This is a genomic window from Kiritimatiellia bacterium (assembly GCA_026417735.1).
Taxonomy (GTDB): domain Bacteria; phylum Verrucomicrobiota; class Kiritimatiellia; order PWTM01; family PWTM01; genus CAACVY01.
This window is the reverse complement of sequence record JAOACR010000009.1, coordinates 343,601-357,308: the sequence shown is the minus strand read 5'-3', so window position 1 is coordinate 357,308 and position 13,708 is coordinate 343,601. Positions and strand designations below refer to the sequence as shown.

Here is a 13,708-nt window from a genome sequence, read left to right as displayed (position 1 = left end):
CGCGATTTTCGCAGCGGAACAAACTGTGTCGGAAGATTGTCGCCGGAACATCATGAGCCATCTCCTGTGAGACCTCGGCCGGTCCACCCCGCAAACGGATGGGTCGCGAGCAGGTCGCGAATTGCGGTGTGGACGGCGGCGGCGTTCTCGGCGGTGATGGGGAACATCTCGCCGCCATCGTGGTAAGGGTCGGGACCGTAAGCGTCGCGGTTGTTGTACAGGCGCCAGTCGAGGCGATCCGGCGGCGCGTCGAAAAGCGCGCAGAAGAACAGCGCTGCGACGGTGTAGCGCGGCAGCCCGAAGCGAAGATGTTGCACATCGGTGTAGAAGTCGCGGATGTCGCGGCCGCCCGGCACGCGGCCCTCCCGCATCCGGCGGTCGAGCTCCATGAACAGATCTCCAGCAGGAATCATCTGGAGCCGGCCGGTGGCCGCGAGTTCGGGAAAGCGTTCCTGCAGACCACGGAACACGCGGATGCTGAAATCCCGTGTGCGGTGAACGCAGCCGGTCCACTGGCCGGGTTGCGGCGCGTACGGTTGCAGCCACCGGGCCGCGTAGTCGAACGCGTTCCGGTTGGGAAACTCCGCCGCGCGCAGGTTCTGCATCGCTCTCGCCCACGCCGGCTGTTCCTCTGGTGGCGGTATGCGGCCGGCGTCCATAGGGGGCCAGACCTGATAGATGAAGACGCGGCCGGTGGCGTTTCGCTGGAGAAAGATGCGAATCAGGTCGGTTGCTGCACCGAGGTCGCCGACGTCGCGGTCCCCGCCGAGCTCGCGACCCCACATTCGGTTGGTGACGAGGCTCACGTGGGAAGCAAAGAGCTGCAGCACGACCGCATCCCACTGCTCGCGGAGAAACCGGCGGGCGTGGTCGGCGGTGGGCTGGAGCAACGATGCATCAATCGTGAGGTCCCCCTGGGTGCCCGCCGTGAACAGCGAACGTCCAGAGGTGAGCTCTTCGCGGTGCTGCCAGAGCTGCCAACCCGCGCCGAGCCACGCCGTGCACAACCACCGAACGCCGGCGCTGGCTCCCAGCGACTCATGCCATTTGGGCATCGTGGCACCGGTCAGGCTGTTGCCGAAAGCGAACACCCGAACGGCTGGACGTTCCCCTGCCACCGACCCCGCTGTTCCGGACGCTGCCAGGAGAACGACCGCCCCAATCGTGCTTCTGAACATGCAACAACCCCAACCGTTGTTGCGGGCCACCGGAATCCGGCGCCCCATAGTCCGGCACGCAGCGTAGGGGTGCGAGGGGAGATTGGTCAAGCGTCGGCTTCGTCGACCATGCGGTTCCAAGGATGGGACGAGTGGTTCGCGTCGCCCTCCAACGCCCGGATCCTTGTTGCTCCGCCGGCGAACGGCTGGCCGCCTCCCGGCGCGCTCGACAATGCCCCGACGCGGTGTAGGCTCTAGAGCATCACGGTGCGACCGTGAACCAAGGAGCCAGATGAACGGACGCTGGATGCCACTGCTGGCGGCGGCAAGCATCGCCGTCGCGGATGAGCCCTCACCCCTTCGGGCGATTTTTGAGGATCCCGCGCTCGATCCGCCGCCCACCGAGATTGACCGCCGCGTGTACCCCGAGCTCGAGAAGCTTGGAATTCGGCCGGCGCTGTGTTCCGACGCGGTTTTCATTCGGCGGCTGTATCTCGATGCTGCGGGTATCCTGCCCAGCGCTGCGGAAGCGGCCGCGTTTCTGGCCGACACGAACGCAAACAAGCGCGCGGCCTGGGTCGACCGGGTGCTCGAGCGGCCGGAGTTTGCGGACTACTGGGCGATGAAGTGGAGCGATTTGCTCCGTGTGAAGGCCGAGTTTCCCGTGAACCTCTGGCCGAACGCCGCGCAGGCCTTTCACCGCTGGATCCGCGAGTCGCTGCGGGCGAACAAGCCCTACGATCGCTTTGTGCGCGAAATGCTGACGACGAACGGCAGCAATTTTCGCGTCGGGCCGGTGAACTTTTATCGGGCGGTGCAGAACCGCAATCCGGAGGGGTGGGCAACGGCGGTCGCTCTGCTGTTCATGGGGTCGCGGGTGGAACACTGGCCCAGCAACCGGCTCGCCGGGATGAGCATGTTCTTCACGGAGCTTGCGATCAAGCCCACGAAGGAGTGGAAAGAAGAAATCGTGTTCTGGGATCCCGACCTGCCCGCGAAGGTCGCGGCCACCAGTGGGGCCGCGGTGGTACAGGGGCCGCGAATTGCGGAGTTTCCCGACGGCACAAAGGTGGAGCTGCGCGGCGAGCGGGATCCGCGAGAGATTTTCGCAGACTGGCTAATCACGCCGACGAACCAGTGGTTCGCGACGGTGATGGCCAACCGGGTATGGAGCTGGTTGCTCGGGCGCGGCATTGTGCACGAGCCGGACGATTTCCGGCCCGATAACCCCCCCTCCAATCCGGCGCTGCTGGAGTACCTGCGGGCGGAGTTTGTCCGCACCGGATTCGATGTGAAACATCTCTTTCGGTTGATCCTAAACTCGCGGACCTGGCAGCACACCTCCGTTGCCACTGCTGAGCAACTCGCGAAGACGGAGGGCAAGTTTGCGTTCTATCCGATGCGGCGGTTGGATGCGGAGGTGCTCATCGACGCGATCAACAAGGTCACCGGTTCGACGGAGCTCTACACCAGCCCGATTCCGGAGCCCTTCACGTTCGTGCCGGAGACCAAGAGCGCGGTCGCGCTGCCCGACGGCAGCATCACCAGCCCGTTTCTGGAGCTTTTCGGCCGGCCGGCGCGCGCCACCGGCATGGAAAACGAGCGCTCGAGCCGTCCGATTCCGGCGCAGTGGATGCACCTGCTCAACTCCAGCCACATCCAGCAGAAAATTCAGTCCAGCCCGGTTCTGGGGGCCATTGTTCAGCCCAACCGCAAAATGGCCGATATTGCGGAGGATGTGTATCTGGTGACGCTGAGCCGTCGGCCGACTGCGTCGGAAATAGAGCGGCTGCAAGCATTTGAGAAAAAGGGCGTTGTGCGTGGCCGCGAGCTGTGGAACGACGTCGTCTGGGCGCTGATGAACAGTGACGAATTTTTGTACCGTCACTGAAAAGAAATGGCCCGGAAATCCGTTATAATGACGTCATTCGGCCGTGTCTATACGCCGGCCGGGACGCAGGATGGGCAAGACGATGAAGGCGAACGCGGTGAATGAGTCTGTGCGGGGCGGCGGCATTTCCCGGCGCGAGGCGCTGCGGCGTACGGGCGCAGGGGCGGCCGCGCTGCTGGCGGGCGCAGCGCGCGGCGATGCACCCGCGGCGAAACCACCGGCGAAGGCGCGGTCGGTGATCCAAGTGTTTTTGTGGGGCGGCATGTCCCATTCCGACACGTGGGATCCGAAGCCCGACGCCGGGTATGACTATACCGGCACGTTCAACAAGGCGATCAAAACGAACGTGGACGGCATCCTGCTGAGCGATCTGTTTCCGATGCTCGCGAAGCAGGCGGACAAGTTTTCGTTGATTCGCAGCATGACGCATGGCAACAACGGGCATGAGACGGCCGCGTATTTGATGCAGACCGGCCACATGCCCGGCGAGCGGCTGGCGTATCCGTCGATTGGTGCGGTGTTTGCGCTTTTCAAGGGGTACCAGGCCGGCTACAAGGGGCTGATCCCGCCCTACGTCGTGCTCACTCGGCCGCAGGGGCGGTTCTCCGAGGCCGGCTTTTTGGGTTCGAAGTTCAAGCCGTTTGCGACCGGCGGCGATCCGAACGCGCCGCGGTTTGAGGTGGAGGGGGTTGTCGCGCGGGGGATCACGGACCAGCGGCAGGCGGCCCGCCGCGATTTGTTGAATGAGATGAACGCGCTGGCGGGTGTGGCGCCCGATCACCCCGAGCTGGCGCATTCCCGCGAGTGTCGCGAGCAGGCGTACAACCTGATCCTGGGCGAAGGCAGAGCGGTGTTCGACCTCTCGAAAGAGGACCCGAAGCTGCGGGACCGTTACGGCCGCCACACGTTCGGGCAGTCGTGCCTGGTGGCCCGCCGGCTGGTGGAGGCGGGCGTGCCGTATGTGACGATCAACTATCCCGGCGGCTGGGACACTCACTCGAACCACTTCGCGACCATGAGCCGGCAGTGCCCGCAGCTCGACCAGGGCCTGGCGACGTTGCTAGCGGACCTGCATGACCGCGGATTGCTGGAGTCGACCATCGTGTGGTGCTGCGGGGAGTTCGGCCGTACGCCGAAAGTGGACTGGCAGCCGCCCTGGAATGGCGGGCGCAACCACTTCGGCAAGGTCTTCACCGTGCTCGTCGCGGGTGGCGGCTTCAAGGGCGGGCGGATCGTCGGCGCAACTGATGAAAAGGGAGAAGAACTGAAGGAACGGCCCGTGTATCCGATTGATCTGCTCGGCAGCATCTACCATCTGGCTGGCATTGATGCCGATGCGAAGCTGCCGCACCCGCTCGGCTACGATGCCCGCGTGCTGGCGAGCACCGAGGCGGGTGCGAAGTCGGCGGGCTTGCTGACAGAGATCATGTAGGCCGCGGGGGCGCCGGGCAGCGGCGCCGGCAGGCCCAGGGGAATCGATATGCACGTACGCGGTCTCGCGCGCGCTGGCGTGGTGGTGGTGGGTGTGGCGCTCGCCGCGGTGGCGCCCTCACCCGCGCAGCAGGCCTACATAGGCTTCGTGTATCCCGCCGGTGGGCGCCAGGGTACGACCGTTCGCGCGACGATTGGCGGCCAGGCGATCGAGTTTGCGCGCGCGATCGTGGTGTCCGGGGAGGGGGTCGCCGGACGTGTTGTCGAGTACAACAAGCGCATGAATCCGCAGGAGGTCCAGCTCCTGCGCGAACAGCTCTTTGAACTGCGGCGACTGCCGCCGGAACGGCAGGCGGAGCCCAGGATCACCAACCTGATCGTCCGGCTGACGAAGTTCATTGACGAATGGACCGACCTGCCCCAGTGCGATTCGATCGCGAACTTGGTGGTCGCCGAATTCGTCATCGCCTCGAATGCGCCGCCGGGCCCGCGCGAGATCCGCGTGATCGGGGATCGCGGCCCGTCCAACCCGTTGGTGTTCATGGTCGGTGAGCTGCCCGAGTATGGCGCCCCGCCGATGCCGACGTGCCGCCGGGCCATTCTGGGCAAGGAGGGCGAGAGCCTCCGGCGTCGCCGGAAAACCACGACCGCGGGCAGCGAGATGATGAACATGATGATGGGCGGCGGGGGCGGGGGCGACGAGCCCGGCGCCAGTGACCTGGACGACGACGAGATGGTCGTGGAGATTCCCTGCGTCGTGAACGGCCAGATCGGCCCGGGCACGATTGACCGGTTTTGCTTCCAAGCCCGCAAAGGGCAACGCCTCGTCGTCGCCGCGCAGGCGCGCGATCTGATCCCCTACATTGCGGACGCGGTGCCCGGCTGGTTTCAGGCCGTCGTCGCGGTGTTTGACGCGTCGGGACGCGAGATCGTGTACAACGACGATTACCGTTTTCGGCCCGATCCGGTCTTGTTCTGGGAGGTGCCGGCCGATGGCACCTACCGGCTCGCCGTCCACGATGCGATCTTCCGCGGCCGCGAGGACTTCGTCTACCGTGTGACGGTTGGCGAAGTGCCGTTCATCACGTCGGTGTTTCCTCCCGGCGCGAATCGCTCGTCGCGGCCGAAACTGACGATTGACGGGTGGAACTTGGAACAGACGGAATGGGACTTCCCCCTTGCGGATCCGGAACCCGGGGTGCATTTCATCTCCTTCCGGGGTGCGGGGGGACGGACCTCCAACCGCGTCCCGTTTCTGGTGGACGAGCTGCCGGATGTGGCGGCGGCCGAGCCGAACGATTCGGTGCGGCAGCCCCAGGCCGTGACGCTGCCCGTGGGCGTGAACGGCCGTGTTGAGCGCCCGTCCGATGTGGACGTGTTCGCGTTTGAGGGGACGGCGAGCAACCGCGTCGTCGTGGAAGTATGGGCGCGCCGGCTGGACTCGCCGCTCGATTCGCACGTGAAGCTGACCGACGCCACCGGCACGCCGATTGCAGTTGCGGACGACTGGGAGGACCTTGCGTCCGGACTGTACACCCATCACGCGGATTCGTACCTCGATGTGGTGCTGCCGTCGAACGGGACCTATTACGTGCACATCCGGGACACGCAGCACCGCGGCGGTCCGGAATACACCTACCGGCTTCGCATCAGCCCGCCCATGCCGGACTTCGTGCTGAGGTCCGAGCCCTCGCGCGTCGTGTTCCGCGGCAGCGCGACCGCCTCGTTCAACGTGCACATTCTTCGTAAGGATGGCTTCGCGGGTCGGGTGGACCTGCAACTGAAGGATCCGCCGGAGGGATTTTCACTGCAGCCCGCCTCGCTCACTGGAACGCAGGCGACCGTGCGGGTGACGCTGCGGACGACCCATGTGGGGACCAATCCGCCGGTGCGCCTGGAAATCGTCGGGATCGCAACGAACGAGGGCAAGGTGCTGACGCGTCGCGCGGTGCCCGCGGAGGACCGCATGCAGGCCTTCTTCTGGCGCCACCTGGTGCCAGCGCGCGAACTGCTGGCGATGACGATGATTCCGCCACCTCCGCCGAAACCGGCCGTGACCTCCCCGCCGCCGGTCGCCGCAAAACCATCTGCATCCCCGCCGGCTCCGGCTGCCCTGCCGCCCGCCGGCGGCACGAACACGCCGACGAAACCCGCCGTCACGTCGGCACCGGCGGCCGCGGCAACGCCGCCCACGCCGCCGACCGTGACCAACGCGCCGGCGGCCGCCACCACCAACGCGGCTGCACCCTGATGCGCTCGGCAGACCGCGGTGCCACGCGCGGGGCGCTCGTGGATCACTCATCAAGAGGAAACGCGCGCTTGTTCAAAGGCGAATAATTGTGCCCGACTCTGCCGGACCTCGATCACGATGAACCGGGATCGGAACACGATCTGGTCGAAGCTGAAACGCAACCTGGTCACCTGCTGGCTGCCGGTGGCGCCGGGACGGACGGGAGGGTGTCGGGCGTGTGGGGCCTGTTGCCGGCTGCCGTATCGGTGTCCTGCGCTCCGGATGTCTGCTGACGGCCGCAGCCGGTGTGCGATCTATGCGGTTCGCCCGCCGAGCTGTCGCGTGTACCCTCGCACGCCGCGGGAGCACATTACGGCCGAGGTGTGTGGTTTTCGATTCGCGCCCTTGGAGGAGTGAACGACGCGCGGGCCGCCTCGTTCAGTGCATCTCCACCGCGCAGCTGCCCAGGCCGCCTCGGTAGTAATGGAAGCGCACGTCGGGGTGGTCGGCCAACAGGGACATCGGCACCGCGGTGTCCACGATCCGTTTGGAGATCATGTACGCGGTCAGCCGCTGTCCGAACGGGTTGTCGTGACGGCCGGCCTGCCAGATGGAGACGCGCTCGGCGAGCCAGGTTTCGACCGGGCCGACCGTGATCGCCATCGTCGGGACCATCGCGATGTTGCCGCCGCCGCTGGTCCGGGCGTTCTGCGCGATCGTCAGCGGGTGCAGTTTCACGATCCGCGTGCCGAGCGCGCGGTACTCGGCGGGAGAGGGCGGGGCGTCGCGCCAGCGTCCACGCCGTGGCATCGGATCGTTGAACGCCCAGTGTTTCACGTCTCCCTGACCGCCCTGCATCACCGCGCAGCGGACGCCGGCATGCCATGACCGGCGATAGGAGGAGGTGTTCGCTTTCGGAAAATGGAGATGGGTGTCGGGCATACGGAGCTTTGGCGCGATGCGTGAAAAGCACAGTTCCCGATCCGCTCGCTCAAACGAGAGGGGGTGTGTCGGCGGTACTTCGCGGCCGGTGGCCGCATCGTACCACTCATCCATCGCCCAGAAGTGCGCGGAGCGGACGTCGAGGTTCAGTTCGTTCACGAGCCGCGCGACGAGCGGCAACTGTTCCGTGGGCCCGATGGGGCCGCAGATGCCGACCGGATTGTCGTCGGTGCTTTGCCGCCACGCTTCGATGTACTCCAGCGCCTCGGCGAGGTAGAAGTCCTCCAGCGTGTCGTGCAGGATCACGCGAAACCCCGGTCGCGACAGGCGCTCGAGATCGCGGGGGGTGAGGCGGGCGACCTCCGCGATCAGGTCGTCGTCGAGCGTGGTGTAGTCCCACCAGTCGGGCGCGATTGCGCTGAGCTTGCGAGCCATGTCGGTCCCTCCCATGCGTCGCGGTGCACCTCACCTCCAGGCGGTGTGCCACGCCCGTCGCCGGCGGGGTTTCACGTGGCAGGCCGGCCCGAGCGCCTCGCGCAGGGGGTCGAAGTTCTCGGCGCCAAACCCGTGGTGCAGGTGGCGGCGCCACCCTTCCGCGAAGCGAAAGCGACCGGACATACGGCCGACCGCTCGCGCGAGCCGGTCGAGCGTGGCGAGGTAGTTGTTGAGCTTCTGGGTTTCGGCGAGCCACGCGTGCTGGCTGCGGTGTGCGGCGAGCGCGGCGCGCTGCGTCGTAAACACCGGCGTGGTATCCACGAAGAGCTCCGGCTCGATCGGCACACGGAGCGGATCACAGAGGCCGACGGGCATTGCGTGGTAGATCGCGACGTCGCCGGTGACCGGTGGGCGCGGTGGGCGGGTCCGCAGGTTGCGCATCCCGCGCACGAAGGCCGCGGAGACCGCCAGCCGGCAGGTGTTCGTGTGGTCCTCCATGTAGTCCTGCGGGGAGGGAACCAGCAGAATGGTCGGCGCGACCTCCCGGATCACCGCGGCGAGCCGCAGCAAGGTGTCGAGCTCATAGAAAACTTCGAGGTCGCGCACCAGCGGCGGGTGATGGACCGCGCCGAGGATGCGGGCGGATGCCCGTGCCTCGGCCAGCCGGATGTGGCGCAGCCGCACGGGGGGATGCACCTGGCTGCCGAGACAGCCATCGGCGACGTTCATCACGTGCAGCTCGTAGCCGACCTGGCCGAGTCGCAGCAGCGTGCCGGCCATGAGAAATTCGACGTCGTCCGGATGCGCGCCGATTGCCAGCGCGCGCGGCGCCGTGGGGCTGGGCGGAGGCCGGAGCGACATCAGCGGCCGCCTCAGCTGGCCAGCAGCCGTTCGATGAACTCGCGGCCCTCGCGCAGATCCTCGACCCGGCGGCTGTCTGCCTCCCGCTCGAAACACAACCAGCCGTCGAAGCCAATCTCATCGAGCGCGCGCAGAAACGCCGGCCAGTCCACCTGTCCCCGACCCACCGGCAGCTCGGTTCCCCAGGTGCCGGGCACGTCGGTCACGCGGGCGTCCTTCATGTGGACGCCTCGGACCCATCGGCCGACCAGCCGCACCGCTTCGATCGGGTCGCCGTTGCCATAGAGCAGCATGTTGGCGGGATCAAAGTTCACCGCGACGTTCGGCTCGCCGAGCGCTTCGAGGAAATTCCGCAGCGACTCGGCCGTTTCCTGACCGGTTTCACATCCGAGCGTCAGACCGTGGTCTGCAAAGAGCCGCGCGATCGTGCGGACCCGACCGGCGAGCTTTTCGAACGACGGATCCGACGTGTCATGCGGCAGGAATCCCGCATGGAACATCACGAACTTCAGCCCCAGCCGCTGCGCGTTGCGCGCGGTCACCCGGGCGTTGGCGAGATTCTGCGGCCACGTGGCATCGGGGACGATGCCCCCCGTGCGCCGGATGGTTTCTAGTGTGGAGTAGTCCTCGCCGACCGTTCGAAACATGCCCGAAACCGGCTGGATCCCGTGCTCCTCAAAGATGCGCGGCGCCGCGCCCCAGACGGCCGGATTTTCGCGGAACGGGTCAAGGTCCAGCTGCACTCGTCGAAAGCCGGCGGCCAGCATTCGCTGGACGAGCGTCGCGGGGTCGGATGCCTGCAAGGACCAGCCGCACACCGCGATTCGAGAGAGGAACCGTTGGGGATCAGTGACCACGCTCATGGGCCATCTCCTCGTTGTGCGCTGTGTCGCGCGGCACGACTATGAGACGGCACCTAACCTCGCGTCAATCCGGCTCGCACGACCGCTCGCGCAGATAGCGAATCCACTGCGAGGGCGGCAAAGCCCCGCGCCAGCGCGATCAGAGCGGGCGACCGTTCAGCGTGCCGGTGTTGCGCTTCAGCATTGCAACGATCGCCTCGACGTCCGCCTCGGCGAGCGGTCGACGGTTCAGCGGCGGCACGAAGTGGTCATGCATCAGCCGCACAACGTTGCGAAGGTCGGTCTGCGAGCCGTCATGAAGGTAGGGGAACGTTAGCGCGAGGTTCCGCAGCAGCGGCACTTTCATTTTGAACCGGTCCGCCTCGTTCTGTGTGACGTTGTAGCGGCCGTAGTCGTCCTTTTGCGGTGCTCGCCCGAGCGCGCGATAGAACGCAGCCGGATCGTGCGGCCGCTCAAATGAGCGTCCGCCCATCGACTCACCGGTGTGGCAGGTTGCGCAGCTGTGAGCTTTGAACAGCTCGAGGCCGCGGGACTCCGTCGCGTTCAGCGCGGTGCGGTCCCCCTTCAGGTAGCGGTCCACCGCCGAGTCTGGCGTGATGAGTCCCTTCTCGAATTCCGCGATCGCATCCTGCGTGTTCGCGGCGGTCCAGGCGGCATCCGCGCCATAGACCTCGCGGTAGAGCGCGGTGAGCGCCTCATCCTTCGCGAGCTTCGCGAGCACCTCGTCCCACTTCGCATCCATCTCGATGGGGTTCACGACCGGCTGTCCGGCCTGGTCGGCGAGATCGCGGGCGCGCCCGTCCCAGAACTGCGCGAGGTTGAAGGCGGCATTGAACACGGTGGGAGCGTTGATGCTGCCGACCTGGTTGCGCACACCGACGGAGAACTGGAGCTGGTCGGTGCCGCCCTTGGCCAGGTCGTGGCAGCTGGCGCAGGCGATGGTGTTGTCGCCCGAAAGGCGCTTGTCGTGGTAGAGCTTGTCGCCGAGCTCAACCTTGCGGGGGTTGAGCGGCTCCGGCCAGCGCGGGGGCAGCGGCTGCACCGGGAACACCGCGAACTCCGCGGCGGCAAGCCCGCGCGTGAACTTCTGGGTACGCACCTCGTGCACCCATGCGATCAGCGCACGTTGCTCCGCCTTCGAGAGCGCTGCGTTCCAGTGCATCGCCAGATACGGCAGAATCGGCATCGTCCCCAGCTCGACCGACTGCTCGAGCTTTGCCATCGCCACCTCATCGGCGCCGTGTTTTTGCAACAGCCGCTGCGCGTCCCAGATCGCAGTGCCGTCGGTGACGTGGCGACGGATCAAGGACGAGGCGATCGGGAACCCCGCATAGAAGGGCAGTCCGGGATCCTCCATGTGGCACATCACACATTTCGCCTCGAGAATGGACTTCGCCGTCGCCTCCGCGGCGCTCGCAGTCGGAAGATTGCGGAACGACTCGCGAACGGGGACGGGTACCACGAGATTGATCAGCGGGAACGCCAGTCCAATCAGCGCCAGCACCACGATGACGAGCCCGACCTTCTTTTTCATCTGCCGTCTCTCCGACTCGGTTCAAGCCCGCCCAGACCCGTCCGCATCATAGAGTGGGCGAGCGCGAGGATCAACTCCGGCCCCGCCGCCGAGCCCGTGCCGGTTGGTCTGCGACGAGGGCTTCGGGGTCCCGCGGCGTCTGGGTCAGCACCTCCGCGCCCCGGTCGGTCACCAGCACCAGGTCTTCGATGCGAACGCCACCTTCTCCCGGCAGGTAGACACCGGGTTCGATCGTGACGACCATTCCGGCGGCGAGACGATCGGTCGAGGTCTGGCTCAGTCGCGGCGATTCATGGATTTCCAGCCCGACGCCATGCCCGAGCCCGTGTCCGAAAAACCGGGCGAGGCCCGCGTTGCGGAGGTGGCGCCGCGCGATCGCGTCGACCTCGCGTGCGCTGACACCGGGCCGCACGGCTTCGATCGCGGCCGCTCGGGCATCGTTGACGCGGCGCCAGAGATCGCGCCAGCGCCGCGGCATCCGGCCCGCCCAGACCACGCGCGTCATATCCGAACAGTAGCGTCCGACCACTGCGCCCATGTCCACCAGCAACACTTCACCTTCGGCCCAGCGGCGCAGTCCGGGCTCGTGGTGGCAGCGGGATGCATTTGGACCGGTGGCGACGATCAGCGGGAAGGATTCGCCCTCGCTCAGTTCATCCAGCCGGGCTCGCAGACGGCGGCGGATGTCCCATTCCGTGCTGCCGGGCCGCAGCTCGCGAAGCGTTCGCGCGAAGGCGAGGTCGGCGGCGGCGGCGGCCTGACGAATACGATGGAGCTCGTCGGGAGACTTAATCGCGCGCTGTTCGGCGATCGCCGCGTCGAGCGCCCGCCACGTGCGCACGTGGCGGCACAACTGGCGCCAGTGTTCTGCGCGTTCCCAGGGGACCCGTGCCGCTTCGAAGCCGATGGACCGCCAGCGGCGACGTTCTTCCCGCGTCATCCAGATACTGCCCCGCCGGGGCATTGGGCGCACTTCGAGCAACATCGCTGCCGCGGCCGCTGCCTCGCGGTAGCGGAAGTCGGTGTAGAGGCGCGGCCGCCCCTCCACTGGCACCACCAGCACGCCGTTGCTGGTCAGTACGCCGGTGTAGTACAGCCGGTTCACGGGGCTGACGATCCAGGCTCCATCGAGTTTCAGCCTCGCGAGAATGTTGCGGAGGGCTTCCAGACGCTGGCGGCATTCCTCGGGGGGAGAGCCCTGCGGCGGGCCGCCCGCCGGGGTTTCGGCTTGAGCGGTGGCAGAGGGCGGACGCATCAGATGCCTTCCTTCAGCCGTTCGCGAGCCAGTGGTCCAGTTCGGCGCGCACGCTCTGCCAAGTTGAGCCGACCGTGCGCACTTCCAAGAAGCGGCGATAGAGCGCGACCCACAGCCGCCGGAACTCGTGCAGCTGCCGGGCGCGGTCCTGGAAGCGGCTGAGGGGATCCCGCAACTCTGGATCGTCGGCCGGTTGGAAGGAACGAAAGCCGAAGGAACGACCGTCCACTACACAGCTCCATTCGCGCGCACCGGAGGCCAGTCGCAGTGTTGCGCGGCGCAACAGCTTGCCGGCCCGCAGCGCGGCGCGCGCCTCCACGCCGGCGATCGGTTGACCCCGCCGCACCACCGTCTCCAGCGCTCCCTCGCCCTCCTCGGTGCCGAGCACCAGCGGTCCCTCCAGCACGTATGCCGCCCGCCCCTGGCCCGGTACGTCGATTTCCGATTCGCCCTGCTCCATCGCAAACCACAGCCAGGTCAGAAATTCGCAGCCGGGGTCCGAGTCCCCGATGTGGCGTTCTGCGAACGGCGGCCACTCGCGGGGGTGAGGCGAGCGCAGCTCCCTCGCCAGCTCCATCGGATCGAGGGGGTCCAGCCGCCGTCCGAACGAGCGCTGCCACCAGACCGTCACCCGGTCGGCCAGCGTGTCGGACAACGCGGACGCATATGCGATTCCCTCCGCCGGATCCGCAAGGACCTGCACCACGCTCAGCGACGGTAGCGACTCGCGGCAGAGGCGGTCGGTCACCTCCTTGCGGATCTTCGCTCGGGTGCGGCGGTCGAGAAACGGGCGGTTCAGCGCGGCTTGCAGCGCGGCTTCTTCTGCCCGGATCGTCGCGGCCAGATAGCTGCCGGGCGGACGCCGGAGCGCGCGCACAAACAGCATTCGAATCCAGCCTCCATGGGTGAGGTGCTCCGGCACCACCGGCAGATCGAGCGGGTGACGCCCGCCGGTCCAGCCCTGCGCCGGCTCGGCGCCGACCGTGGTCGGGGGGGGGCACGCGTGGCGGCGCACACAGTCGGCCCAGTCGGCGGGCAACTCGCCGCGCCAGCGGAAAATCCGGAAACTGATGCGTCCCTGTTCGAAACTCATGATTGGCTTTGCGTCA

11 protein-coding genes are annotated in these 13,708 nt (G+C 66.9%); 4 read left to right on the top strand and 7 right to left on the bottom strand.

The genetic code is table 11. The features are described 5' to 3' along the window. Nucleotides 1–50 precede the first annotated feature (50 nt). Entirely contained in the window at nt 51–1,055 is a 1,005-nt protein-coding gene (locus tag N2652_05180; protein MCX7818589.1) for a hypothetical protein, read from the bottom strand. A gap of 394 nt (nt 1,056–1,449) precedes the next feature. On the opposite strand from N2652_05180, the gene N2652_05175 reads away from it, so the two are divergent. The 4 genes from N2652_05175 (at nt 1,450) to N2652_05160 (ending at nt 7,126) form a co-directional block, all read left to right on the top strand. Further along, the gene (locus tag N2652_05175) at nt 1,450–3,048 is read left to right on the top strand and encodes a DUF1549 and DUF1553 domain-containing protein (protein MCX7818588.1); all 1,599 of its coding nucleotides are present in this window, start codon (nt 1,450–1,452) and stop codon (nt 3,046–3,048) included. 82 nt (nt 3,049–3,130) lie between these two features. Beyond that, complete coding sequence (locus tag N2652_05170) at nt 3,131–4,480, top strand: DUF1501 domain-containing protein (protein MCX7818587.1); 1,350 nt, start codon at nt 3,131–3,133, stop codon at nt 4,478–4,480. Nucleotides 4,481–4,528: 48 nt separating this feature from the next. Then, a complete protein-coding gene (locus N2652_05165) occupies nt 4,529–6,730 on the top strand; it encodes a PPC domain-containing protein (protein MCX7818586.1) in 2,202 nt (733 codons plus the stop codon). Between the two features lie 117 nt (nt 6,731–6,847). Next, nucleotides 6,848–7,126, top strand: a complete 279-nt coding sequence (locus tag N2652_05160) for a hypothetical protein (protein MCX7818585.1) — start codon at nt 6,848–6,850, stop codon at nt 7,124–7,126. A gap of 21 nt (nt 7,127–7,147) precedes the next feature. Here N2652_05160 and N2652_05155 read toward each other — a convergent pair whose 3' ends face one another. The 6 genes from N2652_05155 to N2652_05130 all read right to left on the bottom strand — a co-directional run bounded on the left by N2652_05155 (nt 7,148) and on the right by N2652_05130 (nt 13,692). Next, nucleotides 7,148–8,086: a glucosamine-6-phosphate isomerase gene (locus N2652_05155; protein MCX7818584.1), complete on the bottom strand. Its 939-nt coding sequence runs from the start codon at nt 8,084–8,086 to the stop codon at nt 7,148–7,150. A 30-nt stretch (nt 8,087–8,116) separates the two neighbouring features. Then, complete coding sequence (locus N2652_05150) at nt 8,117–8,947, bottom strand: PIG-L family deacetylase (protein MCX7818583.1); 831 nt, start codon at nt 8,945–8,947, stop codon at nt 8,117–8,119. A gap of 11 nt (nt 8,948–8,958) precedes the next feature. After that, nucleotides 8,959–9,810, bottom strand: a complete 852-nt coding sequence (locus N2652_05145; protein MCX7818582.1) for a sugar phosphate isomerase/epimerase — start codon at nt 9,808–9,810, stop codon at nt 8,959–8,961. Nucleotides 9,811–9,949: 139 nt separating this feature from the next. After that, nucleotides 9,950–11,344: a heme-binding domain-containing protein gene (locus tag N2652_05140; GenBank protein MCX7818581.1), complete on the bottom strand. Its 1,395-nt coding sequence runs from the start codon at nt 11,342–11,344 to the stop codon at nt 9,950–9,952. Nucleotides 11,345–11,414: 70 nt separating this feature from the next. Next, complete coding sequence (locus N2652_05135) at nt 11,415–12,599, bottom strand: Xaa-Pro peptidase family protein (protein MCX7818580.1); 1,185 nt, start codon at nt 12,597–12,599, stop codon at nt 11,415–11,417. 13 nt (nt 12,600–12,612) lie between these two features. After that, nucleotides 12,613–13,692, bottom strand: a complete 1,080-nt coding sequence (locus N2652_05130; GenBank protein ID MCX7818579.1) for a hypothetical protein — start codon at nt 13,690–13,692, stop codon at nt 12,613–12,615. Nucleotides 13,693–13,708 lie beyond the last annotated feature (16 nt).